Annotated in this window: 25 protein-coding genes and 2 tRNA genes; 18 read left to right on the top strand and 9 right to left on the bottom strand. The window is 65.1% G+C overall.

Annotation, left to right across the window (positions count from 1 at the left end; all coding sequences use genetic code 11):
- The 6 genes from QOL62_RS12985 to QOL62_RS12960 form a co-directional block, all read left to right on the top strand.
- Window positions 1-483, top strand: a 483-nt coding sequence (locus QOL62_RS12985) for a cobalamin-dependent protein (protein ID WP_283406569.1), incomplete at its 5' end; no start/stop codon positions are given.
- Between the two features lie 71 nt (window positions 484-554).
- Window positions 555-1604: a biotin synthase BioB gene (gene bioB, locus QOL62_RS12980; RefSeq protein WP_283406568.1), complete on the top strand. Its 1050-nt coding sequence runs from the start codon at window positions 555-557 to the stop codon at window positions 1602-1604.
- A gap of 7 nt (window positions 1605-1611) precedes the next feature.
- Window positions 1612-1980: a lysozyme inhibitor LprI family protein gene (locus QOL62_RS12975; protein WP_283406567.1), complete on the top strand. Its 369-nt coding sequence runs from the start codon at window positions 1612-1614 to the stop codon at window positions 1978-1980.
- Complete coding sequence (locus tag QOL62_RS12970; RefSeq protein WP_283406566.1) at window positions 1980-4001, top strand: acetyl-CoA carboxylase biotin carboxylase subunit; 2022 nt, start codon at window positions 1980-1982, stop codon at window positions 3999-4001. Before QOL62_RS12975 ends, QOL62_RS12970 begins: the two co-directional genes overlap by 1 nt.
- Complete coding sequence (locus QOL62_RS12965; protein WP_103730303.1) at window positions 4001-4372, top strand: tRNA-binding protein; 372 nt, start codon at window positions 4001-4003, stop codon at window positions 4370-4372. The genes QOL62_RS12970 and QOL62_RS12965 overlap by 1 nt, the downstream gene beginning before the upstream one ends.
- Entirely contained in the window at window positions 4372-5151 is a 780-nt protein-coding gene (locus tag QOL62_RS12960; protein ID WP_283406565.1) for a thioesterase family protein, read from the top strand. Before QOL62_RS12965 ends, QOL62_RS12960 begins: the two co-directional genes overlap by 1 nt.
- A 7-nt stretch (window positions 5152-5158) precedes the next feature.
- Here the strand turns inward: QOL62_RS12960 and QOL62_RS12955 are convergent, their stop codons facing one another.
- From QOL62_RS12955 to QOL62_RS12940, 4 genes are all read right to left on the bottom strand, one after another.
- On the bottom strand, window positions 5159-5335 hold the full coding sequence (locus QOL62_RS12955; RefSeq protein ID WP_283406564.1) for a hypothetical protein: 177 nt from the start codon (window positions 5333-5335) through the stop codon (window positions 5159-5161).
- 14 nt (window positions 5336-5349) lie between these two features.
- Window positions 5350-6732, bottom strand: a complete 1383-nt coding sequence (locus tag QOL62_RS12950) for a peptide MFS transporter (RefSeq protein WP_283406563.1) — start codon at window positions 6730-6732, stop codon at window positions 5350-5352.
- A 135-nt stretch (window positions 6733-6867) separates the two neighbouring features.
- The gene (gene aroB / locus QOL62_RS12945; RefSeq protein WP_283406562.1) at window positions 6868-7983 is read right to left on the bottom strand and encodes a 3-dehydroquinate synthase; all 1116 of its coding nucleotides are present in this window, start codon (window positions 7981-7983) and stop codon (window positions 6868-6870) included.
- Window positions 7974-8558, bottom strand: coding sequence for a shikimate kinase (locus tag QOL62_RS12940; RefSeq protein WP_103730299.1), 585 nt, complete (start codon window positions 8556-8558; stop codon window positions 7974-7976). Before QOL62_RS12940 ends, aroB begins: the two co-directional genes overlap by 10 nt.
- A 57-nt stretch (window positions 8559-8615) precedes the next feature.
- On the opposite strand from QOL62_RS12940, the gene QOL62_RS12935 reads away from it, so the two are divergent.
- The 4 genes from QOL62_RS12935 (at window position 8616) to QOL62_RS12920 (ending at window position 13217) form a co-directional block, all read left to right on the top strand.
- Window positions 8616-8813 (top strand): hypothetical protein, encoded by a 198-nt coding sequence (locus tag QOL62_RS12935; protein WP_283406561.1) that lies wholly within the window; start codon window positions 8616-8618, stop codon window positions 8811-8813.
- Entirely contained in the window at window positions 8810-10711 is a 1902-nt protein-coding gene (locus QOL62_RS12930) for a hypothetical protein (RefSeq protein WP_283406560.1), read from the top strand. Before QOL62_RS12935 ends, QOL62_RS12930 begins: the two co-directional genes overlap by 4 nt.
- 18 nt (window positions 10712-10729) lie before the next feature.
- Window positions 10730-11632: a tyrosine recombinase gene (locus QOL62_RS12925; RefSeq protein WP_283406559.1), complete on the top strand. Its 903-nt coding sequence runs from the start codon at window positions 10730-10732 to the stop codon at window positions 11630-11632.
- 103 nt (window positions 11633-11735) lie between these two features.
- Entirely contained in the window at window positions 11736-13217 is a 1482-nt protein-coding gene (locus tag QOL62_RS12920) for a M48 family metalloprotease (protein WP_283406558.1), read from the top strand.
- Between the two features lie 85 nt (window positions 13218-13302).
- Here the strand turns inward: QOL62_RS12920 and QOL62_RS12915 are convergent, their stop codons facing one another.
- A complete protein-coding gene (locus QOL62_RS12915; protein ID WP_103730295.1) occupies window positions 13303-13473 on the bottom strand; it encodes a Flp family type IVb pilin in 171 nt (56 codons plus the stop codon).
- Between the two features lie 121 nt (window positions 13474-13594).
- Window positions 13595-13783, bottom strand: coding sequence for a Flp family type IVb pilin (locus tag QOL62_RS12910; protein ID WP_103730294.1), 189 nt, complete (start codon window positions 13781-13783; stop codon window positions 13595-13597).
- Window positions 13784-13878: 95 nt separating this feature from the next.
- On the opposite strand from QOL62_RS12910, the gene QOL62_RS12905 reads away from it, so the two are divergent.
- The 3 genes from QOL62_RS12905 (at window position 13879) to QOL62_RS12895 (ending at window position 14587) form a co-directional block, all read left to right on the top strand.
- Complete coding sequence (locus QOL62_RS12905; protein WP_283406557.1) at window positions 13879-14331, top strand: (deoxy)nucleoside triphosphate pyrophosphohydrolase; 453 nt, start codon at window positions 13879-13881, stop codon at window positions 14329-14331.
- A 57-nt stretch (window positions 14332-14388) separates the two neighbouring features.
- Window positions 14389-14465, top strand: a tRNA-Arg gene (locus tag QOL62_RS12900).
- Between the two features lie 45 nt (window positions 14466-14510).
- A tRNA-Arg gene (locus QOL62_RS12895) sits at window positions 14511-14587 on the top strand.
- Window positions 14588-14716: 129 nt separating this feature from the next.
- Here the strand turns inward: QOL62_RS12895 and QOL62_RS12890 are convergent.
- Entirely contained in the window at window positions 14717-15331 is a 615-nt protein-coding gene (locus QOL62_RS12890) for a hypothetical protein (protein WP_103730292.1), read from the bottom strand.
- Between the two features lie 427 nt (window positions 15332-15758).
- Between QOL62_RS12890 and QOL62_RS12885 the strand changes: the two genes are divergently transcribed.
- From QOL62_RS12885 to QOL62_RS12875, 3 genes are all read left to right on the top strand, one after another.
- Window positions 15759-17297, top strand: a complete 1539-nt coding sequence (locus QOL62_RS12885) for a phospholipase D-like domain-containing protein (protein ID WP_283406556.1) — start codon at window positions 15759-15761, stop codon at window positions 17295-17297.
- Window positions 17294-17914, top strand: a complete 621-nt coding sequence (folE, locus tag QOL62_RS12880; protein WP_103730290.1) for a GTP cyclohydrolase I FolE — start codon at window positions 17294-17296, stop codon at window positions 17912-17914. The genes QOL62_RS12885 and folE overlap by 4 nt, the downstream gene beginning before the upstream one ends.
- 129 nt (window positions 17915-18043) lie before the next feature.
- Complete coding sequence (locus tag QOL62_RS12875; protein ID WP_283406555.1) at window positions 18044-19495, top strand: hypothetical protein; 1452 nt, start codon at window positions 18044-18046, stop codon at window positions 19493-19495.
- On the opposite strand, the gene QOL62_RS12870 is transcribed toward QOL62_RS12875, so the two are convergent.
- Both QOL62_RS12870 and QOL62_RS12865 read right to left on the bottom strand, forming a co-directional pair.
- Window positions 19458-20135, bottom strand: coding sequence for an SDR family NAD(P)-dependent oxidoreductase (locus tag QOL62_RS12870; RefSeq protein WP_283406554.1), 678 nt, complete (start codon window positions 20133-20135; stop codon window positions 19458-19460). The two genes, QOL62_RS12875 and QOL62_RS12870, sit on opposite strands and share 38 nt — an antisense overlap.
- Before the next feature lie 158 nt (window positions 20136-20293).
- Window positions 20294-20773 (bottom strand): peroxiredoxin, encoded by a 480-nt coding sequence (locus QOL62_RS12865; RefSeq protein WP_103730287.1) that lies wholly within the window; start codon window positions 20771-20773, stop codon window positions 20294-20296.
- A 201-nt stretch (window positions 20774-20974) separates the two neighbouring features.
- Here QOL62_RS12865 and ahcY point away from each other — a divergent pair, with 201 nt between their 5' ends.
- Together ahcY and QOL62_RS12855 are read left to right on the top strand one after the other, a co-directional pair.
- The gene (ahcY, locus tag QOL62_RS12860) at window positions 20975-22384 is read left to right on the top strand and encodes an adenosylhomocysteinase (RefSeq protein ID WP_283406553.1); all 1410 of its coding nucleotides are present in this window, start codon (window positions 20975-20977) and stop codon (window positions 22382-22384) included.
- A 149-nt stretch (window positions 22385-22533) separates the two neighbouring features.
- Complete coding sequence (locus QOL62_RS12855) at window positions 22534-24891, top strand: sensor histidine kinase (RefSeq protein WP_283406552.1); 2358 nt, start codon at window positions 22534-22536, stop codon at window positions 24889-24891.

Genomic DNA, 24891 nt, shown 5'->3' with positions numbered 1-24891 from the left:
CCGCGCTGGCAGCAGGTGCTCGACGGCGTGGCTGCGGTGGAACGTCGCCTTGGTCGCAAGCCCAAGCTGCTGGTCGCCAAGATGGGCCAGGACGGACATGACCGTGGCGCCAATGTCATTGCCTCTGCCTTCGGGGACATGGGCTTTGATGTCGTGTCCGGCCCCCTGTTCCAGACGCCTGAGGAAACGGTGGTGCTGGCGCTGGAGAACGAAGTCGACGTCGTGGGCGCCTCGTCGCTGGCAGCCGGCCACAAGACGCTGATCCCGGAACTCATCAACAGGCTCCGCGAGGCGGGTCGCAACGATGTGAAGGTGATCGCCGGCGGCGTGATCCCGCCGCAGGACTACGAGTTCCTGCGCAACGCTGGCGTTCAGGGCATCTACGGCCCGGGATCCAACGTGGTGGAGTGCGCGGCCGACGTGCTCAGGCTGCTCGGACACAACATGCCGCCACTCGGTTCCGACCTGCAGGCGGCCGAGTAAGGCTGATGCTGGATCAGGGCACCGCCAGCGTCTATGACGCAGGCTTGGCCCTGGCCAGCTAAGGAATGACTATGACCGTATCCGCAATCGCTCCCCGTAACGACTGGACCCGCGAGGAAATCGCTGCCCTGTTTGACCTGCCCTTCACGGAGCTGGTCTTTCGCGCGGCCGAGGTGCATCGCGCCAGCCATCCGGCAAACGAGGTGCAGCTTTCCACGCTGCTATCGATCAAGACCGGCGGGTGCGTGGAGGATTGCGGTTACTGTTCGCAGTCGGTCCATGCCGAAAGCGGCGTCAAGGCGACCAAGCTGATGGAAGTGCAAGCGGTGCTCCAGCGCGCGGCGCAGGCGGCCGACCAGGGTTCCACCCGTTTCTGTATGGGCGCGGCCTGGCGCAACCCCAAGGACCGCGACATGCCCGCCATCATCGAGATGGTGAAGGGCGTGCGTGCGATGGGCATGGAAACCTGCATGACGCTGGGCATGCTGACGCCTCAGCAGGCGGACATGCTGAGCGAAGCGGGCCTGGACTACTACAACCACAACATCGACACTTCGCCCGAACGCTACGAGCAGGTCATCACCACGCGCACGTTGGACGATCGCCTCGAAACGCTGTCGAACGTGCGCATGGCGGGCATTAACGTGTGCTCGGGCGGCATTGTCGGGATGGGGGAGACGCGCGCTGACCGCGTCGGTTTCATCCACACGCTGGCGACGCTGCCCGACCATCCGCAGTCGGTGCCGGTCAACGCGCTGGTGCCGGTGAAGGGCACCGTGCTGGGCGACATGCTGGCCGACACGCCGCTCGCCAAGATCGATGACGTGGAGTTCGTGCGCACCGTGGCGGTGGCACGCATCACCATGCCGCAATCGATGGTGCGCCTCTCGGCCGGGCGCGAATCGATGTCGGAGATGACGCAGGCGATGTGCTTCATGGCCGGCGCGAACTCGATCTTCACCGGCGACAAGCTCTTGACCGCCCCCAACGCGGGCGACGACAACGATCTCGCGATGTTCGCACGCCTCGGCATCAAGCCGATGGCGATCGAACTGACGCCCGCGCAGGTCGAGGCCCAGCGCATGCCCAGGGGCTGCGCGAAGCTGGAAGCGGCCGAGTGATCAAGCGGTGATCCTGCCGATCCTCCTCCTCGCCTCGGAGCCCACGAGCGATTGCGCCAACGCGATGACGCAGACGGACATGAACGTCTGTTCGTACCGCGACTTCCAATCGGCCGATCGGGTGATGAATGAGGCTTGGAGGAGGGCGGCTGCGGCGGCGAAGGCGATCGACCAGCAGGGCCCCGGCGGAAATTTCACTCGGCTGCTCGATGCGCAGCGAAAGTGGCTCACCTGGCGCGACGCCCAGTGCCTGGCGGAGAACGGCCCGCGTGAGGAAAGCGGCACAATCTGGCCGCTGCAGCAGAACGGCTGCCTAAGGGAATTGACCGAAGCGCGCACGAAACAGCTGCGCGGATACGTGGAGACGGGGAACTGATGTTCAAGAAAATCCTGATCGCAAACCGGGGCGAGATTGCCTGCCGTGTGATCAAGACCGCACGCCGCATGGGCATCCAGACGGTAGCCGTCTATTCCGATGCCGACGCCCGCGCACCGTTCGTGCAGATGGCCGATGAGGCGGTTCACATCGGCCCGGCGCCGGCCGCGCAGTCCTACCTGATTGCCGACAAGATCATCGCCGCCTGCAAGCAGACCGGCGCCGAAGCGGTTCATCCGGGCTACGGCTTCCTGTCCGAGCGGACGTCGTTTGCCGAGGCGCTGGCAGCGGAAGGCATCGAGTTCATCGGGCCGCCCGTAGGCGCGATCGCTGCGATGGGTGACAAGATCGAGTCCAAGAAGCTGGCCAAGGAAGCGGGCGTCAACGTCGTTCCTGGCTTTGTCGGCGAGATCGAGGACACCGAGCACGCCGTGCGCATCTCGAACGAGATAGGCTACCCGGTGATGATGAAGGCTTCGGCCGGCGGCGGCGGCAAAGGCATGCGCCTGGCCTACACCGAGCAGGACGTGCGCGAAGGCTTCGAGAGCGTGAAGCGCGAGGGCCTCAATTCCTTCGGCGACGACCGCGTCTTCATCGAAAAGTTCATCCTCAACCCGCGCCACATCGAGATCCAGATCCTCGGCGACAAGCACGGCAACATCCTTTATCTGAACGAGCGCGAGTGCTCGATCCAGCGCCGCCACCAGAAGGTGGTGGAGGAAGCGCCGTCGCCCTTCGTCACGCCCGCCATGCGCAAGGCCATGGGCGAGCAGTGCGTCGCTCTGTCGCGCGCGGTGGGCTACTATTCGGCGGGCACCGTGGAACTGATCGTCTCGGGCGCGGACCCGACGGGCGAGAGCTTCTACTTCCTTGAAATGAACACCCGCCTGCAGGTGGAGCACCCGGTCACCGAAGCGATCACCGGCGTCGACCTCGTGGAGCAGATGATCCGCGTCGCTGCCGGCGAGAAGCTGGAGATGACGCAGGACGACGTGAAGATCGATGGCTGGGCCATCGAGAACCGCGTCTACGCCGAAGATCCCTATCGCGGCTTCCTGCCCTCGACGGGCCGCCTTGTGCGCTACAATCCGCCAGTCGAGGGCTGGACGGATGATGGTGAGGAGAACGGCCGCCGCGGCGTGGACGGTATTCGCGTGGACGACGGCGTCTACGAAGGCGGCGAAGTCTCGATGTTCTACGATCCGATGATCGCCAAGCTGATCACCTGGGGCGAAACGCGCGACGAGGCGGCGGACAAGCAGATTGCCGCGCTCGACGCCTTTGAGATCGAGGGCCTTGGCCACAACATCGACTTTGTTTCGGCCATCATGCAGCACCCGCGCTTCCGCTCGGGCGAACTGACCACCGGTTTCATCGCCGAGGAATATCCGGAAGGATTCACCGGCGCGTCCGCATCGGACGAGCTCAAGGTGCAGCTGGCTGCGGTCGCCGCGTTCGTTGCCACCGCCCGGGCTGATCGCGCACGGCGCGTCGAAGGCCAGTTGGGGGCTCCGCTCGACCCGCCGGGCGACTGGACTGTTACCATCGACAAGGACGTCTACGAGGTGTCGATCGACGAGGATGTGGTGACCGTCAACGGCGAGGAGGTCGACCTTGCCCTCGAATACACCCCGGGGGACCGCTTCGTGGATGCCGAGGTGGACGGCGAGGACCTGACGCTGAAGCTGGAAGTGACCCGCACGGGCTTTAGGATGACGACACGCGGCGCTGTCCATAAGGTCGGCTGTCTGCCGGCCGGTATGGCCAAGCTCACCCGGCACATGATCGAAAAGGTCCCGCCGGATCTTTCGCGCTTCCTGATCTGTCCGATGCCGGGCCTGCTCGTTGCACTCCATGTGGGTGAGGGGGACAAGGTCGAAGCGGGGCAGCCGCTTGCAGTCGTCGAAGCCATGAAGATGGAAAATATCCTGCGTGCCGAGAAGGCGGGCGTGGTGAAGGCCGTCAACGCCAGGGCGGGCGAGAGCCTTGCCGTGGATGCGATCATCCTCGAGATGGAGTGATGCACCTCGACCACGACCCTGCGGCTCCCCCCGCCGAGCAGATTGGCTTCGACGAATTCCTGAAGGTGGATATTCGCATCGGCACGATTGTCGCTGCGGAAGTCTATGAGGGAGCCCGCAAGCCAAGCTATCGGCTGCGGATCGATTTTGGTCCCGGGGTCGGGGAGAAGAAGAGCGTGGGCCAGGTGGCCGCGCTCTATTCGCCCGAAGAGCTTGTGGGGCGGCAGGTCGCCGCGGTCGTCAACTTCCCTTCGCGCCAGATCGGGAAGGCGTTGTCCGAAGCGTTGACGCTGGGCTTTGCGGATGAAGAGGGGCGCGTGACGCTGTTCTCGCCGGACAAGCCGGTTCCGAACGGCGCGCGCCTTTTCTGATGCCGGGTCTCCCTCAGCTGCTGGACGAGGCGGAACCGCTGGAAGACGGCTTTGCCGTGGCCATCGCGGAGGATTGGCTCCAGGGGCGCACCGCCTACGGCGGCCTCACCTCCGCGATCGCTCTAGCTGCGGCGCGGTGCGTCGATCAGGATCTGCCGCCGCTGCGGTCGGGTCAGTTCGCCATGGTCGCGCCGCTGGCCGGCCGAGTGGAGGCGCGATCCCGGGTGCTTCGCCGGGGCCGGAACGCCACCTGGATTTCCGTTGAGCTCAGCGGCGCGAGCGGCGTCGGCTTCACGGCCAGTTTCGTGTTCATGCGCCGGATCGAGAGCGTGGTCGCGCTCGATCATTACACCATGCCGCGGGATCTCATCCCAGTGAGCGAGGCGCGGGCGGTCCCGACGGAGCGTTCCCCGGCCTTCCTGCGCACCCATTTTGAGTCGCGGTTTGCCTTGCCCAAGGCCGCGCCTGGAGAGGCGGACCTTTGCTGGTGGGTGCGGGCGAAGGCGCGGGAGGGTCTCCACCCGGAGGTCGAATGCGTCCTGGTCGGAGACGCCCTGCCGACGGCGGTGCTGCCCCTTCTCGACTTTGCGGTGCCCATCTCCTCGATGCACTGGCACGTCAACATGATGGATCCGACGCCCTCTGCGGATGGCTGGTGGTTGATACGGTCGACGAGCCCCTATTGCGCGCAGGGCGCGGCAAGCGAGCACATCGGCCAGTGGAACAGCGAGGGTAGCGCCGCGATGATGGGGCTTCAGTCGGTCGCTGTCTTCGGTTGATGACCTGCTATTTGCGGCGAGTGGCCCTCACCAGAGCGTAAGTGCTGCCACCAAGCACGGCGAGGGCGAGGACAAAGCCGATTCCCGCGCCCCATCGCATGCCTTCGGTTCCCCACAGCAGACCGCCGAGGATCAGGCCAAGCAGGGGCAGCACGATAAGCAGAAGGCAGCCGATCACCGCCATGGTGCGATTGTCTTCTAGCTCGTGCCCATCAGCCTTCTGGCGAAGAACAGCTTGAACAAGCCAAAGCCCACCAGCGCGGCCGTGGCCGACGCCATGTGGAGCAGCCAGAACTGAGTCGCAGCCATGGTCTCGAACAGCGACCCGATCTTGCCAACGGCGAGATTGGCGCCGAAAAACGCAAGATAGTAGATGCCGACGATTGAGGCGTTCAACGCCCCCGGGGCAAGCCGCGTGAACAGGGCGAGGCTAACCGGTAGGAGGTGCGCAAAGCCGATCGAGTTCACCAGATGGAAAAGCACTGGCCAGAACAGGCCGATCTTGCCGGTGCCCTGCGTGGCGGCCGCCATGTAGAGGCAACCGCCGCCGGCGATGATGAAGGCGCAGCCCAGCACCATCTTGCCCAGATCATCCAGCTCGCGCCCCGTCCGCCTGCTGATGAAGGCCCAGAACGCTGCCACAGCGACAAGCATCGAGAAGCTTAGGGCGGCGTCCACGGTGATCATCCAACTCGTCGGCAGCGTCGTGCCCATGAAGGAGAGCTGGAACTGCTGGTCCGCCCAGATGAGATAGGCGTTGAAGATCTGCTGATTGGTCAGCAGCGACACGCCCATGATCGGCACGAGGAGCAGCACGGCGAGGAGCCGTGGGCCGTCCCCCTTGCGAAAGCGGGCGCGTGGCTCTGCCGAACGGGTTTTTCGGGTGGCTGCCGGCAGCCAGGGCCGGGCGTACAGATAGATGACCAGGCCGATCACCATGACCACGCCGGCCGAGCCGAAGCCCCAGTGCCAACCGACCTTCTCACCGAGCGTACCCGAGATCAGAGGAGCGGCGATGACTGACACGTTGATGAAGATATAGAAGATCTGGAACGCCATGGCCCTGCGGCTGTCCTCGGGCCTGTAGAGTTCGCCCACCTGGCTGGCGATGTTGCCCTTGAAAAGGCCGACGCCGATGACGAGAGAAACGAGAGCGAGGAGGAAGGCGCTTTCGAAAGCCATCAGGAAATGGCCGATCGACATGATCACGCCGCCCGCGATCAGGGCGGCGCGCCTGCCGAGCACGAGATCCGCCAGAATGCCGCCGAGGATCGGGGTCAGGTAGACGAGGGCCGTGTAGGCGCCGAAGATCTGCGAGGCGAGGGGCTGCCCCTGAAGGCCGGGGAACACATGGGTGCTGAGCCATTCGAGACCGAGCACCGACTCCTGGCGGCCAGGAACCAGCAGGTACTTGACCATGTAAAGCGTCAGCAGCGTCTGCATGGAATAGTACGAGAACCGCTCGCAGGCCTCCACCAGTCCCAGGTACCCCAGCCCTTTTGGATGGCCGAGAAAGGCGCGGTCGTTGTGTGTAGCTTCCTCTGGAAAGTCGAGGTTCGGGGTTGCTTCTGCAGCCGTCATCTTGGACCCGTTATCCTCTTGCGGCGCATGGCGCCCACGTGCAGCGAGCCATGGCACGGACCCTCCGGAAGGTCAAAGCGGAGAGGAACGGCGGCGGGGCAAGCGCCTCGCTGCCGGGCCGGGCAGAGCGCCAGCTCAGGCGGGCTGGTGCGCGAGTTGCTCGTCGAGAAATACGGCGACATCGTCCAGCGAGACCTGCTTGTCGAGGTAGGTCTGACCGATGCCTTTCATGAGCAGGAAGGGCAGGGTGCCCGCATCCATCTTCTTGTCGTGCAGCATGTGGCGGACGAGCCCGCGGCCGTCGCAGTCGAGACCCAGCGCCGCGAGGTTTGCCGGCAGGCCGACCGCGCCTATATGCCTTGCCACGTCTTCTGCCCTTTCAGCCGGCATCAGCCCGGCCCGCGCCGAATAGCGCGCTGCCAGCACCATCCCTAAAGCGACGCCCTCTCCATGAAGGAGCTGTGACGAAAATCCGGTTTCCGCCTCGAGAGCGTGGCCGAACGTGTGCCCCAGGTTCAGAAGCGCGCGGCGACCAGTGGTTTCGAACTCGTCCTCCGCGACGATGCGGGCCTTGGCCGCGACCGAGTGGGCGACGGCATATTCCCGGAGATCTGGATCGCCTGCCAGCATGGCCGCGCCGTTCTCAGCACACCATGCGAAAAATGGGGCGTCGTCGATCAGGCCGTATTTCACCACTTCGGCGTAACCAGCGCGCAGGTCCCGCTGCGGCAGCGTGTCCAGTGCGGCAAGGTCGGCAAGGACAAGCGACGGCTGGTGAAAGGCGCCGACCAGGTTCTTGCCGGCCGGAGTGTTGATCGCGGTCTTGCCGCCGACGCTGGAATCGACCTGCGCCAGAAGGGTGGTCGGCACCTGGATGAAGTGGCAGCCGCGCTTGACTATGGATGCGCAGAAACCCGTCAGATCGCCGATCACGCCCCCACCCAGTGCAATGATGTGGTCCCCGCGCTCCACCTCCAGCTCAAGGAGCCAGTTCACCGTGGCGGCCAGTTCCTCCCACGATTTGGTCTGTTCGCCCGGAGCAAGGATGCGCCAGCGCGGTTCGTGGCCGGCTTCGCGCAGGCTCTTGTCGATTACAGCGCCCCAGGCGGCGTGCACATTGCTGTCGGTGATGACCGGAACGGCGCGCTTGCGCAGGCGGCCGGCGCAGTTCTCAGCGATCGTCGCGAGGAGCCCGGAACCCACGCGGACCTCGTAGGGGCGGGCGGCGATATCGACGGGGATCACAGCCATTGCGAGATTTCCTGAAGCACCTTGTTGATTGTCTGCACATGCGGCCCGCTGCAACTGACGACGTGGATCGGCGCAAGGGCATAATGAGGTGCGCGCTCCTCCCGCAGGCGCGCCAGGATCTCGCGCGGGTCGCCGTTGCGCAGAAGCGGCCGGTTGTCCTTGCGGGCGGTGCGTTCGACCAGCGTATCGACTTCGCTGTCGAGCCAGATCGTAATGGCCTTGTCCAGGATCAGGGCACGCGTCTCCGCATTCACGAAGGCGCCGCCCCCGGTCGCTATGACGATGCGCTTCTTCGCCGCGCCGCTCTCGGCGATGAGGCGGGCGATCACCCGGCGCTCTCCGTTTCGGAAGTAGTCTTCGCCGAAGGTTTCGAAGATTTCCGGTATGGTCATCTGCGCCGAGCGCTCGATCTCGTCATCGGCGTCGACGAAGGGGCAGTCCAGAAGGGTTGCCAGCCTCTTGCCGACGCTCGACTTGCCTACGCCCATCATCCCGACAAGGACGATCGGCCGATCTATGCGACGGGCGAGCGCTGCAATTTCTTGCGCTGAGAACCGGGTCTGTTGAACGTCCATTGCCCCATCGCCTATAGTTGCGCTAGGTCGCAGCGCAAGCATGGTGAAGGAAGGCGAGTGAACATCGGTACGCGTAGGCCCGGGCGGAAGCTCCCGCTCGGAGGAGCAGTAGCCATCGTCGTTCTGCTGTCACTCCTCGCACTCGGCACCGTGGCCTGGTACGATGCAGGCGTGGAGCCCGTGGTGGATCAGACCATTTCCGTGCCCGTGCCCGAATTGCAGGCCGCCCGGCCGTCTGGGGAGCAGGCAAAGTGAGGCGGATCGTTCTGCTGGCCGGAGCTTCGTTGGCCCTCACTTCGGTATGGGCGGTGGCGCAGGACAGTCCCGAATCACTTCTTCCCAAGATGTTCGACGAGCCGGCGCCCTCGCGTTCCGCCTCTCCCCGGCCGACGCCTCGCCCCGCGCCCAGCCGTCCGGCCCCGCGGTCGGCTGCCACGCCCGCCGCTGCGGCTTCGGCCGCCCCGCGCGTGGCGGCCACGTCGACCCCGGTTGTCCAGCCGATTCCGGCCGCCACGTCTGCTCCTGCAGCGGTCGTGTCCGCATCGAAGCCTCCGGAAGGTGCGCTCCAGCGAATTCCCTCACTGGAAGAGCTCGAGCGGATGTCGCCGGAAGACTTCGAGGCGCTTCTGGGCACCAAGGTCCTGATAGACATGCCGCCCGGCGTCCGCCGCACGCCCGATGAGGCGGGTCTGATCGATGCGCAGGAAGGCGGCCTGCCGATGGATTCGCTGCGCGGTCAGAACGGCGCGTTGATCCGGGTGGCTCTTCTGGGCAATCGCGGGCAGCTCGTCTCGCGGTGGGGACACATCCTCCTGCGTCGCGCGCTCGCCTCCCGGCTCAATCCCCCGAGCGGTATGAGCGGCGCGGACTTCGTTGCGCTTCGTGTCGGCCTGCTGCTGCGAATGGGTGAGACAGACGCGGCGCGCGCGGTGTTGCAGGATCTCGATATCGCGGATTACAGCCCCGCGTTCAGCACCCTCGCGTTCGATGTCTACGCACGAACGGCGGACTTCACGGGCCTGTGCCCGGTCATGGCGTCCCACGGCTCGATGCGGGATGACGCGGCGTGGAACACGTCGCGCACGATCTGCGAGGCTTTCCGCGGCAACAGCACGGCCGCGATTGCGCGGCTGGAGCGGGACCGGATCCGCGGAAAGATGGATCAGATCGATCTTCTTCTGGCGCAGAAATACGCCGGCGCCGCCGGAAAGGCGCGCCGGGCGGTGACGATCGAGTGGGACAAGGTCACCACGATGACGCCGTGGCGGTATGGCCTAGCCATCGGCACCGGGCTGGAGCCGCCGGCGGCGTTGATGGCGCAGGCCGGCCCGTCCTACGACTTCGCTACAGCGCTTGCCCCCATGGTGAGCCTGACGCGCCGCGCGGCGGCTGCCGATCGGGCGGCCGCTGAAGGCGTGCTCTCGAATGCGGCGATGGTGGACCTGTACTCACAGATCTACGCGGATCCGTACGTCACGGGCGAGTGGCAGGAGCGTGCGGAAGCGCTGCGCGACGCCTACGTCCAGCAGGATGCCGCGGCACGTCTGACGGCGATGAAGAGCCTGTGGAACGTGAAAGGGCCTTCGCAGTACGGTCGGCAAGTTCTTACGGCTGCCGCTGCGGCCCGGGTGGCGCCGAGCGCGGAACTGACCGACAGCGCGCCGCTGCTGATCGCCTCCATGCTGGCCGCCGGGTATGACGCCAACGCGCTGCGCTGGTCGAGGGTGGTCGAGGCGGGATCGCGTGCATGGGGCATGTTGGTGCTTGCTGCTCCCGGGCGGGTTGCTGCGTTGGATGGCGGAGCAATCGACACTTTCGTGAAGGAAGACGACAGCGCCGACAGCCGCCGTTCCACCTTGCTCGCCGCGGGTCTTGCCGGTCTCGACCGCCTTGATCGGGACACGGCGGAACGCATCGCGCGGGACGCGGGCATGAACATGGGCGGTTCCACGCGCTGGACTGAGGCGATAGAAAGCGCTGCGGGCCGGGGGGATGAGGCGACCGTGGTCCTCCTGGCCGCCTTCGGCATGCAGGGAGAAAGCTGGCAGCGCATGACGCCGCGCTACCTCTATCATATCGTTTCGGCCCTGCGGTCGGTCGGCCTGGAGGCGGAGGCGCGCATGATTGCCGCCGAGGCGGTCGCGCGCGTCTGAGCGGCGGGGGCACGCTGAATGGCCGACCTCGATCCTGCCGGGCGCTTCCTCGCGATGCTGGCGGCGGAGCGGGGCGCGGCGGCCAACACGCTTGCGGCATACCGGCGTGATCTAACCGCCGCGCAGGAAGCGCTTGGAAACCTCGCCGGTGCGGATGCCGAAGCGCTGGAGGGGCTGGGGGCCGCCTGGGCCGCACTGGCTCCGTCGAGTCTTGCTCGCCGCTGCTCCGCGCTGAGGCAGTTCTACGGCTTTCTGGTCGATGAGGGACTGCGCGACGATGATCCCTCCGGTGCGCTTCCACGCCCCCGGACACAGCGCCCCTTGCCCCGATTGCTCAGCCGCGACGAGGTCGAGCGTTTCCTTGCACGGGCCGACGAAGAGGCGGCAAGCGGCCGAGCGGAAGCGATTCGGCTGCTGACGCTGCTGGAAATGCTCTACGGTTCAGGCTTGCGGGCCACGGAACTGGTGTCCCTTCCGCTCTCCGCCGTTCCAAGAGACGCTCCGTTCCTGCATGTCGACGGCAAGGGTGGGCAGCAACGGATGGTGCCGGTAAGCACGCGCGCCCGCGCGGCACTCTCGCGCTGGCTGGACGTGAGGGCTGGTAAGAGCCGAGACAAATCGCGCTTCCTCTTCCCTTCCAATGGGGCCAGCGGCCACCTCACGCGCGTTCGGCTTTTTCAGCTGTTGCGCGAACTGGCGCTCAGGGCGGGACTGCCGCCGGAGCGGGTTTCTCCGCACGTCCTGCGGCACGCCTTCGCCACGCACCTGCTGGAAGGGGGCGCGGACCTGCGGGTGCTGCAGATGATGCTGGGGCACGCCGACATCGCGACGACGCAGATCTATACGCATGTGGACAGCGCGCGCCTCGTCGAGCTGGTCAACCTGCGTCATCCTCTCGCTCGGCCCGGCGCAGCGGCATAAGAGCGGAAGCCGCTGAGGGAACAAGGTTTCGACCTGCTTCGTTTCGCCCGCCATGACGCAACGTTTGGCCGCAGGCTGCAGGAGCAAAAGGGGACATCTGGGCATGAACTGGAAACGTACGCTGCGAACGACGGCTGCTCTTGGCACCTTGACCTTCCTTGTCACCGGCCCCGTACCCCTGGGCGCGCAGTCGTCCCGGGCGCCCAAAGTCTATGCCATAAGCGCGGCGGACAAGTCCCAGGGTGCGCAGGCGCATCCGGAACTGCTGGCGGAGTTCGGCGGGGCGCTGACCGGCAGCCAGGCAAACTACGTCTCGCAGGTCGGCAAGCGGATCGCCGTTCAGTCGGGACTGTCGAACGCGGCGGGTGACTTCACCGTCACTCTGCTGAACTCTCCGGTGAACAACGCCTTCGCCATCCCCGGGGGCTATGTCTACGTCACGCGCCAACTTACAGCGCTGATGAACAACGAGGCCGAACTGGCGGGGGTGCTGGGCCATGAAGTGGGCCACGTCGCGGCTCGCCATTCGGCGCAGCGGCAGAAGACGGCGCAGCGCAACCAGATCCTCGGCGTGCTCGGGTCGGTGCTCGCGGGCGCGGTCTTAGGCGACAATGCTTTCGGGCAGTTGGGGCAAAGGATCTTCTCGCAAGGATCGCAGCTCCTGACGCTGAAGTTCTCGCGTTCGCAGGAACTGCAGGCAGACCAGCTCGGCATCACGTATTTGAAGCGCGCCGGGTACGATCCGCGCGCGATGTCCAGCGTGCTTGAGAGCCTTGCAAGGCAGAATGCGCTGGAAGCGCAGCTTCGTGGCAGCACCAGCCAGACGCCGGAGTGGGCCTCCACGCACCCGGATCCCGCCTCGCGCGTGCGTTCGGCGATGACATATGCGGGGTCATCCGCCACCGGGATGACCAACCGCGACGGCTTCCTCTCGGGCATCGACGGTCTCGTCTACGGGGATGACCCGAAGCAGGGCGTGGTGGATGGGCGCAGGTTCACGCATCCTACGCTGCGCTTCGCCTTCGAAGCGCCTGACGGGTTCTTCATGGTGAACGGTACGAGCGCGGTGACGATCAGTGGCTCTTCGGGCAAGGCGCAGTTCGCGGGCGGGAAGCTCACCGGCGGTCTCGATGCTTATATCACGAATGTATTCGCCGGACTGACCGAATCGAATCAGACCCGGATTACGCCGTCCTCGATCGAACGCACCACCGTGAACGGCCTCACCGCAGCCTATGGCATCTCGCGCGTGCAATCATCCAGCGGGACGGTCGACCTGGTCGTCTTCGCCTACGATTTCGGTAACGGGCAAGCCTATCATTTCGTCGCGCTGGCGCAGGCTGGCGGCGCGGAGGTGTTCACGCCGATGTTTCGCTCATTGCGGCGGATCACGGCGGCAGAAGGCGGCAACGTGAAGCCTCGGCTGCTCAGGGTCGTAACGGTGAAGCAGGGCGATACGGTGCGCTCCCTGGCTGCACGGATGGCCTATACCGATGCGGCGACGGAGCGGTTCCTGGTCCTCAACGGACTTCAGGCGAATGCGACACTCACGCCGGGGCAGAAGGTCAAGCTGGTCACGTATTGAGGCAGCACCGGACGCCAGCCGAGCACAAACGAAAAGGGCGGCAGGTACCCCCTGCCGCCCCTGTCAGGCAACGTCGTCGCAGCGCTTAGTTGGTAGCGGCCATCGACGAGGACGTCTTGTTGAACGTCGACTTCAGCTGACCACCCATGCCCTGCATGGCGGCGATAGCTGCGACGGCGATGAGGGCAGCGATCAGGCCGTATTCGATGGCGGTCGCGCCCTTTTCGTCACGGCGCAGCTTGTTGAGAAACTTCATGGTGGTCTCCTGAAAAAGCAGTCTTGGTTTACCCGGTCCGCCTCGCTTCAGTCTCTTTCTGCGCCTTGGACATCTTCCTTCTAGACTGCAATCGTTGACAAAGACTTAAGCCTGTTGCGCCTCAGTTTTTCGACATTGCCTCCGAGGACCGGGTGGCGACGTTGTCCCACATCGATACTGTCTCACCGGCAAAGCCCCGGAGCACGGCGAGGATGGCAAGCACTATGAACGCTAGGATCATGCCGTACTCGACGGTGGACGCGCCTACCTGGTTGTCGGCCAAAGTCCTGAGCAGGCGGTTGAGGCGCATCTTACCCTGCAATTTCGTGGAAAAGCCTGTAGTCGCACGCAGGAGTTAATGACGTGTGAAGGCAGGAGGCGGCGCTGGGAAGTCCATCGGAACTGATGATCGTGGTGGCGGCTGCCCTGCTCGACCGTCCGTTTGGTGAGAAAGAATGCCGTGTCCTCATCCAGCAGCGGTCGTCACGCGTGGCTCACGCCGGGTTATGGGAGTTTCCCGGCGGCAAGGTCGAGCCGGGGGAGGGGCCGGAAGACGCGCTCGCACGTGAACTGGAGGAGGAGCTTGGGGTGACAGTCGCCCGGGAGGACCTTCATCCTGTGGGTTTCGCCAGCGGGTACACTGAGCCCCGGCCGCCGGCCGGCAGGGCAAGCGCAAAGCCCATCGTCATCCTGCTTTATGCCTGCACCCGGTGGGAAGGACTCCCGCGCGCGCTGGATGCGGCCGCGCTGCAGTGGGCTGTTCCGGCCACGTTGAAGGACATGGCCATGCCGCCGCTGGATTACCCTCTGGCGGCCGCGCTCCTCGGCTTCCTTCGTAAGTCTGAAAAAATTGCCTGATTGTGGAAGATAGGCGTTGACCGATTCCGATTCCCCTTCTAGAGGCGGCCCTCCAACGCGCCCGTAGCTCAGCTGGATAGAGCATCAGACTACGAATCTGAGGGTCGGACGTTCGAATCGTTCCGGGCGCGCCATTCTCCCTTCGGGGATTTTGGCTCTGTTGGGTAAAAAATTGGCACGCGCCCGTAGCTCAGCTGGATAGAGCATCAGACTACGAATCTGAGGGTCGGACGTTCGAATCGTTCCGGGCGCGCCATTTTTAAGAACCCCGCCTCGTGCGGGGTTTTTCGTTTCTGCTCTTCTCTGCCCACCGCATAAAAAAACGGGTTGGATGCTGCTGCACCCAACCCGTTTGCGCGCCTATCGAACGGGCGCGTGCCCCGTGTTACTGCCCTGCGGTGGCAGTGGGGGCGGCCGTGCCGGTGCCGGCTGCCGGCTGCGCGGCAGCGGTCGACTGGGTGGCTTCTGCAAAGGCCGCAGCCGTCATGCCGAGGGCAAGCGAACCGTCAGCGGCAAGGCCGAAATAGCTCTTCTTGAGCTGTGCCGCCGATCCACTGCTCAGCTGGACGATGACGTTGTCGCCTTCGACCTTGCTGACGGTGCCCAGAACGATGCCGTCGCTGCTCTTGACCGGAGCGTCGGCGACGAGCGCCGCGTCCTTCTTGGCGTTGTTCTCGGCGCTGGCGCCGTTCACCGCCGATTCCAGTTCAGCCTTGGTCATGCCGATGGTGAGCCCCTTGTCCCGCATGACGAATGCGTTCTTGGGAAGCCCGGCGCGGGCCGTTCCGGTGGACACGGTGACAATATCGCCCTGAACGGCTTCCACCGTGCCGACTTCTGCGCCCGAAGCATCGAACACCTTCGCTCCGACGGTCGGATTGGCCGCTGCCGCTGCCGTTGCGGAAGCAGCGGGCGCGGCTGCCGGAGCGGCCTGCGCCATCACGGCAGCGGGAGCAAGAGCGGCTGCCGCAAGTGCGGCAGTGATGAGGGTCTTTTTCATGGCGTACTCCTTGTTGGCGGAGCCGTGGGAGGACGACTCCGGAACAAGCCCCTGTTGGGGCATCAAAGGCGATCCGGCGAACCGGGATCAGACTGCCGCATCCACATCGCGTGGAGAGCCGGAACAAGCGTCTCGCTCACGGCGTCGGGCGGTCTGCGACTATAAGCAGGCAAAAACAGCGGCAGGTGAACGGTTGCGAAAACTAGGGACAGGCTGCCCTCTCGGCGCGGCGAAGCGACTTTCATCTGTGGAAAAAACACGGTTGCACCGCGCCTGCGGGGGCTGTGGCGATCTTTCGGGATGACTGTTGGAAGTCTTCCTCCCGCTCGATGCACGGCAAACCCGCGCGCGCGGAGTGCCGGGGTCTGACGGAACATACCTGCGGCTCATGGCTTGATCGGGGGTGGTGGAAGGTAAGACAGACGTGATGACAGATGATGATGGCGACCAGCGGGCCTCGCCCGCTGTCTGGCGCTTTGCGAAGGCGTCGCGCGCCCTGGTGGTTATCGATGCGGCCAACTACTTCGAAGTGATCCGCGAAACGATGGAGGAGGCGCGGCAGCGCATCTTCCTCATTGGATGGGACTTCGATTCACGTATCCTGCTCTCGTCGGGTCGGCGGTGGTGGCAGGCTGGCAGGCGGCGCAAGTTTCCGGCGCGGCTCGGATCGTTCATGCTCTGGCTGGTGAAGCGCAACCGCGACCTCGAGATCCGGGTGCTGAAATGGAACTTCGCCATCGTGAAGTACATGTTCCGGGGCACGATGCTGTTTGACCTGGCACGGTGGGCCAAGCATCCCCGGATCGACTTCAAGTTCGATTCCGCTCACCCGGTCGGCTGCAGTCATCACCAGAAGATCGTTGTCATCGACGATGTCGTCGCGGCCTGTGGCGGTATCGACATGACGTCGGACCGCTGGGACACATCCGACCATCTGCCCCGTGACAAGCGGCGGCGACGCCCCACGGGACGGCTGTACGGACCATGGCACGACGTTACGATGATGCTGGAGGGCGATGTCGCAGCGGCATTGGGCGAACTCGGGCGGGACCGGTGGAAAACGGCCGGAGGCGAAGCGCTCGAGCCCTGCCGGCCGCAGAACCATTCACCCTGGCCGGAGGGGCTGAAGGCCGAGTTCGAGGATGTGGAAATCGGCATAGCACGGACACGGGCCGAATACGGCAAGTGTCCGGAAGTCCGGGAAATCGAGCGGCTGTTCGTCGAGCAGATCGCCCGGGCCAGGCGGTTCATCTACGCCGAGACGCAGTACTTCGCCTCCCGCGCGATTGCGGAGGCGATGTGCCGGCGTCTGGAAGAGGACGATCCTCCCGAGTTCTTCATCGTCAATCCGGTGACAGCGGATGGCTGGCTCGAACAGAAGGCCATGGACACCGCCCGTGTCGAGCTGGTGAAAACGCTCCAGGTCGCCGATCGCCATAACCGCTTCCACATCTACACACCGGTCAACGCTGGCGGGGAACCGATATACGTCCACGCCAAGCTGATGATCGTCGACGACGAGATCCTGCGCGTCGGCTCTGCGAACATGAACAACCGATCGATGGGCCTGGACAGTGAATGCGACGTGTTCCTCGACATAAGGCGGCCGGCCAACGCCCATGTCGATCCCGCGCGGATCACCGGGCTGCGGCTCCGGCTTCTGTCCGAGCATTGCGGCATCTCGGAAGAGGAGGTCGCCAGCGGGCTCGAACGGCATGGATCGATGGCGGCCATGGTGGACGCCTTAAACCGCGAAGGAGCGCACAGCGGAAGAAAATATCTCGAACGCCTCCCCTTGAAACAGCTGTCGGAAGCTGAAAGAGCACTTGGTGAAAGCGGTGTGCTTGATCCAGAACGCCCCGGCGAAATGTTCGAGCCCATGGAGCGACGTGGCTTGTTCCGTGGACGAGGACACCTGATGCGTACACGCTTGATGAGAAAGCTGAGAAGGAGCAAGTCGGGATGAGCAGTCTTGTGGGGCCGGACGAGGACGATCCGTACAATGGATTGCTTCGCAAGCCTGATGTTCCCGATCACGTCCAGGACGCCATCCGCACGCTCATAGAGTGGGCGGGGGACGACCCGGAACGCGAAGGCCTGCTGGACACTCCCAAGCGCGTGGCGCGCGCATGGCTGGAGTACTGCCAGGGGTACAACGAAGACCCGGCCATTCACCTGTCCCGCGTGTTCGAGGAAGTAGGCGGCTACGACGAGGTCGTGCTCCTCAAGGACATCCCCTTCCAGTCCCACTGCGAACATCACATGGCGCCGATCATCGGCAAAGCGTCCATCGCGTACCTGCCCCGCAACCACGTGGTCGGGATTTCCAAGCTGGCCCGCGTGCTGCACGGTTTCGCGCGCCGGCTGCAGATCCAGGAGCGCCTGACCGCGGAGGTGGCGCAGTGCATCTGGGAACACCTCAAGCCGCAAGGCGTGGCGGTCGTCATCGAGGCGAGCCATGCCTGCATGACGGCCCGCGGCGTGCGGACACCGGGCGTGGCCATGACCACGAGCCGCATGATGGGCACCTTCCTGGAGGACGAACGCTCCCGCAAGGAAGTCCTCAGCCTGATGGGCTACTGATCGCTGACGGACGGTGACGGGGGGCGGACCGGAGCCGTCCGCACCCTCCGGGCAGACCCAGCTTTCGACAAGAGGCTTGAACGCCGCTGCAGCGGTGGCAAGAGGCGCTCGTTCTTGACGGATGGGCAGATGATCGAACAGACCTCACAGGGCGATCGGGCGGGCGGGGCACGATGCCGACCACTTTTGGCGCTCGTTCCCGCAGGAATCCTGCTGGTACTGCTGCTGCGTCCCGTCTGGGATGTCGACATCTTCTGGCAGTTGAAGCTGGGCGAACTCATCCTCGAGCAGGCAGGGCCAATCCGGACAGAACCGTTTGCGGCCAGGCACCTCGGAGAGCCCTTGCCGGCCGTGGCGTGGGCGGGGCAGGCGGTGCTCGCCTTCGCGCGCCAGATCGGCGGATGGGATCTGGTTCGCGTGCTTGATGCTGTGTGCTGGCTCGGCGGGTTCCTGGCCGTGAGCGCCGCGTGCCGGTGGCGCGGCGCTTCGGCTGCAGGAGTGGCGCTGGCGATCGCCCTTGCGTGCTTCGCTGCCTTGCCGACCGCCAGCGTACGACCTCAGAGCTTCGCGTGCCTTTGTTTCGGGCTGCTGCTGGCGCTGCACAGATTGCAGTTGCGCCCTGTGCTCACGATTGTGATCGGCGCATCGCTGCTGGTCGCGTGGCAGAACCTGCATCCCTCCGTAAGCGTGGGGGTGATCGCGATGAGTCTGGCGGCGCTGCCTCGTTGGATTGGATGGCTGCGGCGGCGCAACGAACCGCCGGTGGCGGCTAGCGCGCTCGCGCTTCTGGGCCTCGCTGCGATGTTCGCCACCCCCGATGGCGTCTCGCTGTTGGAGACATCTGCGCTCAACGCGGAAATGAGCGTCCTTATGGGAGCGAGCGAGTGGCGTCCGCTGTGGATCGCAGCGAACGGCAAGCACGCCTTGCGGATCATGGTCGTCCTGCTGGCGGCAATCGTGCTGCTGCGGCGCTACCGTCGTCTGGACGCGAGCGAACTGGCCGTAGCTCTGGGGCTTCTGGTCATGACGGTGGCGGCCTATCGCTTCGTCCTCTTCTGGGCTGTCGCGATAGTTCCGGTAGTCTCCCGCTGCTTGAGGGGGGGCGATGAGGGGCATTCCCGCAGGGAAGCGCTGATCGCCGGCAGCGCTCTGCTTCTGGTGGCGATTGGCACACCGGTGCTGGCGCCGACACGGTTTTCCGCAAGCCTCCCTCTTGCCGCCGTGGAGCACCTGCGCCGGTTCCAGGTGCAGGGCACCGTATACGGCGACTTTCCTTTCGGCGGTGTCCTTATCGATGCGGGCTATCCCGACTGGAAAGTGGCTTATGATGGCCGCTACTACCGGTACTCCCGCAAGGAGTGGCAGTACAACGGCGGCATCGAAACCGGCATCGTCCCCCTAGTGGACGTGGTACGCAAGTGGAATCCGGCGGCTTTCGTGCTCGATAGCGTGCACAACCGCCCGCTTGCGGAGGCCCTTTCGCAAAGTCCGGCGTGGCGGCTGACTTATGCCAGTGACGGCATCGTGGTCTATCTTCCCCGGCTTAGCCGCCGCGAGTCACCGGGATCAGCGCCCCACTGATGGCGCGTGCCTGTGGCGAGGCGAGGAACAGGATGACGTCCGCCACCGCTGAGGGCTGCACCCAGCCGCCGAAGTCCGCATCCGGCATGTCCGCGCGGTTCGTCGGCGTGTCGATCGTGCTGGGAAGAACGGCGTTCACCGTCACCGCCGTGCCGGAGAGTTCGTCCGCCAGAGCTTCCGTCAGCCGGTGGACGCCGGACTTAGACGCCGTGTACGCCCCCATGCCGGCGGCTGCCTTGGCGGCTGCGCCCGCGCCGATGTTCACGACGCGCCCCGCGGCGGCGGCCTTCAGTGCAGGGAGCGCAAGCTTGGTGATTGTGGCGCCCGTAAGCAGGTTCATGGACTGCATCCTGACCCAGGCATCGATCGACCCGCCCTCAAGCGTTTCCCAGGTGAAGCCGCCTGCGACATTGACGAGAACGTCGAGGCCACCATGGGCGGCGATCACCTTGTCCAGCGCGTCCTGCGTTGATGCGGGATCGGTAAGATCCACTCCGCCGATGTCCAGGGTGGCCTGCTGGTCAGGCGCGGCGGATGCGAAATCGACGCGCGCCACCTTGTCTCCGTTCCTGGCGAAGGCCCGGGCGACGGCCTGGCCGAGAATGCCGAAGCCACCGGTTACGATTACGCTACGAGCCATGATGCTTCCCTGACGCTTCTTCTGGCAGGTGTGCTAGACTGGACGGCGCCGATCGCCAAGCCACCGTGGTGTTCCAACGCCCCCCCGATGCCCATGCAGACAGGCGGCGCCCCGGGGGAGCACCGCCTGTCGCACGTCAGTAGGACGTGGAGGAAGGCTCAGAGCTGGCCGAGCATGTGATCCGCCGAGCTGACCTCGAACGTGCCGGGTGCCTCGACGTTGAGCTGTTCGACCACACCGTCATTGATGACCATCGAGTAGCGCTGGCTGCGGGTGCCCATGCCAAAGCCGGAGCCGTCCATCGTCAGGCCCACGGCCTGCGCGAATTCACCGTTGCCGTCCGCAAGCAAAGTGACGTCCTGCGCCTCGGAAACCTTGCCCCAGGCGCCCATCACGAAGGCGTCGTTGACCGAGGTGCAGACGATCTCATCGATGCCCTTGGCCTTGAGGTCCGCCGCCTTCTCGACAAAGCCAGGCAGGTGCTTGGCGGAACAGGTCGGCGTGAAAGCGCCGGGCACGGCGAAGAGCGCGACCTTCTTACCGGCAAAGTAATCGGCGGCCTGCACAGGCTCCGGGCCGCTTTCGCCGACCTTGATGAGAGTTGCACTGGGCAGCTTGTCGCCGACGGAGATGGTCATGGCATTTGTCCTTTGCTCGATGGGGAGTTTGAGGTGGGGCCAGATATAAGCGTGGCTTCCCGCGCGGCAACGGTGTCACGGCTGCAGGCAGCCATATAAAGATATCTTTATATTTGCCTCGTCCCCTCGGACAGGGTACGAACACGCATCGTCGGCCACTCGTGCCGAGCCTACTACGATCAGGAGTTTCTCGTGGCCACTATGACCACTGCCCCCGACTACGCCATCGCCGATATCTCGCTCGCTGACTTCGGTCGCACCGAGATCGCCATCGCCGAAACCGAGATGCCGGGCCTGATGGCGCTGCGCGAGGAGTTCGGCGCGTCGCAGCCGCTGAAGGGCGCCCGCATCACGGGTTCGCTGCACATGACCATCCAGACCGCCGTGCTGATCGAGACGCTGGTGGCGCTGGGTGCAGAGGTCCGCTGGGCCACCTGCAACATCTTTTCCACGCAGGATCATGCCGCCGCCGCCATTGCGGCTGCCGGCATCCCGATCTACGCCATCAAGGGTGAATCGCTGGCCGACTACTGGGACTATGTGGGCAAGATCTTCGACTGGTCGAGCGAAGGAAATCCCGATCTCACCGCGAACCTGATCCTCGATGACGGCGGCGATGCCACCATGTTCGCGCTCTGGGGCGCACGCGTCGAAGCGGGCGAGACGCTCTTCGAACCCTCGAACGCCGAGGAAATCGAATTCGTGCGCGCACTGAACGCCTTCCTCAAGGCCAAGCCGGGCTATCTCTCGCGCACCGTCAACGCCATCAAGGGCGTCTCGGAAGAAACCACCACGGGCGTCCACCGCCTGTATCACCTCGCCAAGGACGGCAAGCTGCCGTTCCCCGCCATCAACGTGAACGATTCGGTCACCAAGTCGAAGTTCGACAACCTCTACGGCTGCCGCGAATCGCTGGTCGACGCGATCCGCCGCGCCACTGACGTGATGCTGGCTGGCAAGGTGGCTTGCGTGGCCGGCTTCGGTGACGTGGGCAAGGGCTCGGCCGCCTCGCTGCGCCAGGGCGGCGCCCGCGTGATGGTCACGGAAATCGACCCGATCTGCGCTCTGCAGGCCGCCATGGAAGGCTACGAAGTCGTCACCATGGAAGAGGCTGTCACGCGCTGCGACATCTTCGTTACAGCAACGGGCAACGAAGCGGTCATCACCGGCGAACACATGTCGGCGATGAAGGACAAGGCGATTGTCTGCAACATCGGTCACTTCGATTCCGAGATTCAGATCTCGGCGCTCGACAACTACGACTGGAAGGAAGTGAAGCCGGGCACCGACCTCGTCACCTTCCCGGACGGCAAGCAAATCATCGTCCTCGCCAAGGGTCGCCTCGTGAACCTGGGCTGCGCCACCGGCCACCCGAGCTTCGTCATGTCGTCGAGCTTCACCAACCAGACGCTCGCGCAGATCGAACTGTTCACCAAGAACGACGAGTACGAGAACCGCGTCTACGTGCTGCCCAAGCACCTCGATGAGAAGGTCGCCGCGCTCCACCTCGAGAAGCTGGGCGTGAAGCTCACCAAGCTCTCGAAGAAGCAGGCCGACTACATCGGTGTGCCGCAGGCTGGTCCGTTCAAGCCGGATCACTACCGCTACTGATCGGGCAGGAGTTACGAAGAAAGGCGCGTCCGCAAGGGCGCGCCTTTCGCGTTCGCGCCTCGCGGCCGCCCCCGGCCCGGGGCGTATCGACCGCTTTTCGCGCCAACACCCATTGTCACCGCGCCGCCTGCACATCATAGCCGTGCGCGATGGAATTTTCGCGCTTCCTGCCTCTCCTCATAGGTCTCCTGCTCGGCGCCTGGACGATTGCTGCTGCCTGGGCCGTTCTGTCGGCGCGATCGCGTCAGCATCATGCCGAAACCCAGCTGCGGTCCGCACGCCGCCTCAGCCGCCTGGTTGAGGAATCACCCGCGCTTCCCATGCTGGTGCGGACCGATGGCCGCATCGAGGCCGGCCCGCGGCTGGCGCAGTGGCTGGGGTTGGACGAAGTGCCTCAGTACCTGTCGGAACTGGACGGCAATGGGCGCGGTCTTCCGGCGGACAAGCTTTCGGAGCTGACGGAAGCGGTGCGCCGATGCCAGAAGGCGGCAACGCCGTTCCGCATGGCGGTGACGCCCCATGGATCGACCCGCAGTCTCGCCTTGCGAGGGTACCTCGCCGATCCGCAGGTCTCCCCGGGCGGGGCTGCGCTGGTGTGGGTGTTCGACTTTTCGGACAACGAGATGGAGCTCGTGCGGCTGCGCGACGAAGCGGCACGGGCGCGGGGTGATTTCCACGCGCTCGTCTCGCTCATCGAAGCCGCGCCCATGCCCATGTGGTTTCGCCGGCCCGATGGCGAACTGCAACTGGTCAACCATGCCTATGTCGCTGCCGTAGGGGCGAAGAGCGCGGAGGATGCGGTCGCCAGGGGCATCGAACTCATCGAGGCCGTGGACGGTCTATCCCCCGCGCATGTCGCCCGCAAGGCAGCGGAGAAGGGCACACCGACCGAGCGTATCGTATCGACTACGATCGAGGGGCAGCGCCGTGCCCTGCGTGTCAGCGATCTGCCGCTGGGAGAGGATGGTGTCGCCGGCTATGCCATCGACATCGAGGACCTGGAGGAGATGTCGCGGTCGTTCCGGGCGTTCCGCGACGCGCAACGCGCGCTGCTGGACCAGCTCTCCGCAGGGGTTGCCCAATTCGACGCCAAACGCCGGCTGGCCTTTGCCAACCAGCCGTTTCAGCGTCTTTTCAAGCTCGATCCGCGCGTGATGATCGATCCACCCGCGTTCGAGCGCCTCCTCGATGCCGCACGCGACGTAGGCCGCGTGCCTGAAGTGCGGGACTTTCCCGCCTGGCGGCGCGAACGGGCGGGCTGGTTCGCCGCCGGGAACGCGCAGGAGGAGGCGTGGGCGCTTGCCGATGGCACGCACCTGCGCATCGTGGCGCAGCCTGTCCCTGACGGAGGCCTGCTGCTTATCGTCGAGGACAGGACCGAGCAGCTCCGCCTCTCTGCCGTCCGCGACACCCTGCTGCGCACCCGTACCGCGACGTTCGACAGCCTTTTCGAATCCATTGCCGTCTTCGCACCGGACGGGCGGATGCAGATCTGGAACCGCCGCTTCGCCGCAGACTGGGGCCTCGATAGCGAGTTCCTTGACACGCATCCGCATATCGAGGCGCTGCTGAAGAAGCTCGCCGGGCGCCTCCAGCGCGCCGAGGAGGCGGAAATGGTCGGCGATGTCGTGCGGGCCGCCACGCTTGACCGGACACAGACTGGCGGGCGGATCGGGCTCTCTGATGGCCGTATGCTGGAGTACGCCGGGGTTCCCCTCCCGGACGGGAACGGTCTTCTTGCGGTCCTGGACATAACCGACTCTATGAAGGCCGAACAGGCGCTGCGCGAAAGCAACCAGGCGCTGATCGAGGCGGATGCGATCAAGACGCGCTTCCTCGCGAACATGAGCAAGGAACTGCGCACGCCGCTCACCTCCATCGGCGGTTTCGCGGAGATGCTCGACCTTGGTCTGGGCGGCGATCTCAACGAGCCCGGAAAGGATTATGTCCACTCCATCATCGAAGCTTCGCGGCATCTTGGCGACCATATCGACAGCCTGCTGGATCTCTCGCAAAGCGAGGCGGGTCTCCTGCCGTTGAAGTTCGACGAGGTGGATCCGATGTCCTTCGTCCGGGCCGTGGTGGAGGAGCGGGCGGGGCGCCTGCAAAAGGCAGGCGTGACGCTGGACCTTCAGGCGAAAGGGCTGCTGCGCCCCATCGTGGCAGACAGCAGGCGGCTTGCCCGGGCGATCGGGCACATCGTCGACAATGCCATCGCCGCTTCTCCCAAGGGCGAGCGGGTGCTGGTGCAACTGTCGCGCAGCAAGGGTGCCGGAGGCGACTGCCTGCAGATATTGGTGCAGGACAGGGGGCAGGGCATGGACAGCCGTACCCTTGCCCGCGCGCTGGATGGGATGAAGGTCGGGGCGGACGGCAAGGTGCAGAGCCGCGACGGGCTCGGCCTCCCGCTCGCGCGCCAACTGGTTGAAGCACATGGCGGGGTATTGCGCCTCGTATCGGAGCCTCGACAAGGCACCACCGCCCTTATCGAATTGCCTTGGAAGTGA

This window comes from Novosphingobium panipatense, from assembly GCF_900182875.1.
Taxonomy (GTDB): domain Bacteria; phylum Pseudomonadota; class Alphaproteobacteria; order Sphingomonadales; family Sphingomonadaceae; genus Novosphingobium; species Novosphingobium panipatense.
This window is presented reverse-complemented; position numbering and strand designations above follow the sequence as displayed.

Bases quoted from the DNA above. Each gene is read 5' to 3' on its own strand.
- QOL62_RS12950 (WP_283406563.1), bottom strand. From the start codon at position 6,732: ATGACGGCTGCAGAAGCAACCCCGAACCTCGACTTTCCAGAGGAAGCT.
- folE (WP_103730290.1), top strand. From the start codon at position 17,294: ATGAGCAGTCTTGTGGGGCCGGACGAGGACGATCCGTACAATGGATTG.
- QOL62_RS12885 (WP_283406556.1), top strand. From the start codon at position 15,759: ATGACAGATGATGATGGCGACCAGCGGGCCTCGCCCGCTGTCTGGCGC.
- QOL62_RS12915 (WP_103730295.1), bottom strand. From the start codon at position 13,473: ATGAAGTTTCTCAACAAGCTGCGCCGTGACGAAAAGGGCGCGACCGCC.
- QOL62_RS12965 (WP_103730303.1), top strand. From the start codon at position 4,001: ATGCACCTCGACCACGACCCTGCGGCTCCCCCCGCCGAGCAGATTGGC.
- QOL62_RS12890 (WP_103730292.1), bottom strand. From the start codon at position 15,331: ATGAAAAAGACCCTCATCACTGCCGCACTTGCGGCAGCCGCTCTTGCT.
- QOL62_RS12855 (WP_283406552.1), top strand. From the start codon at position 22,534: ATGGAATTTTCGCGCTTCCTGCCTCTCCTCATAGGTCTCCTGCTCGGC.
- QOL62_RS12870 (WP_283406554.1), bottom strand. From the start codon at position 20,135: ATGGCTCGTAGCGTAATCGTAACCGGTGGCTTCGGCATTCTCGGCCAG.
- QOL62_RS12940 (WP_103730299.1), bottom strand. From the start codon at position 8,558: ATGGACGTTCAACAGACCCGGTTCTCAGCGCAAGAAATTGCAGCGCTC.
- QOL62_RS12920 (WP_283406558.1), top strand. From the start codon at position 11,736: ATGAACTGGAAACGTACGCTGCGAACGACGGCTGCTCTTGGCACCTTG.
- aroB (WP_283406562.1), bottom strand. From the start codon at position 7,983: ATGGCTGTGATCCCCGTCGATATCGCCGCCCGCCCCTACGAGGTCCGC.
- QOL62_RS12905 (WP_283406557.1), top strand. From the start codon at position 13,879: ATGATCGTGGTGGCGGCTGCCCTGCTCGACCGTCCGTTTGGTGAGAAA.
- QOL62_RS12925 (WP_283406559.1), top strand. From the start codon at position 10,730: ATGGCCGACCTCGATCCTGCCGGGCGCTTCCTCGCGATGCTGGCGGCG.
- QOL62_RS12970 (WP_283406566.1), top strand. From the start codon at position 1,980: ATGTTCAAGAAAATCCTGATCGCAAACCGGGGCGAGATTGCCTGCCGT.
- bioB (WP_283406568.1), top strand. From the start codon at position 555: ATGACCGTATCCGCAATCGCTCCCCGTAACGACTGGACCCGCGAGGAA.
- QOL62_RS12865 (WP_103730287.1), bottom strand. From the start codon at position 20,773: ATGACCATCTCCGTCGGCGACAAGCTGCCCAGTGCAACTCTCATCAAG.
- QOL62_RS12955 (WP_283406564.1), bottom strand. From the start codon at position 5,335: ATGGCGGTGATCGGCTGCCTTCTGCTTATCGTGCTGCCCCTGCTTGGC.
- QOL62_RS12960 (WP_283406565.1), top strand. From the start codon at position 4,372: ATGCCGGGTCTCCCTCAGCTGCTGGACGAGGCGGAACCGCTGGAAGAC.
- ahcY (WP_283406553.1), top strand. From the start codon at position 20,975: ATGACCACTGCCCCCGACTACGCCATCGCCGATATCTCGCTCGCTGAC.
- QOL62_RS12875 (WP_283406555.1), top strand. From the start codon at position 18,044: ATGATCGAACAGACCTCACAGGGCGATCGGGCGGGCGGGGCACGATGC.
- QOL62_RS12910 (WP_103730294.1), bottom strand. From the start codon at position 13,783: ATGCGCCTCAACCGCCTGCTCAGGACTTTGGCCGACAACCAGGTAGGC.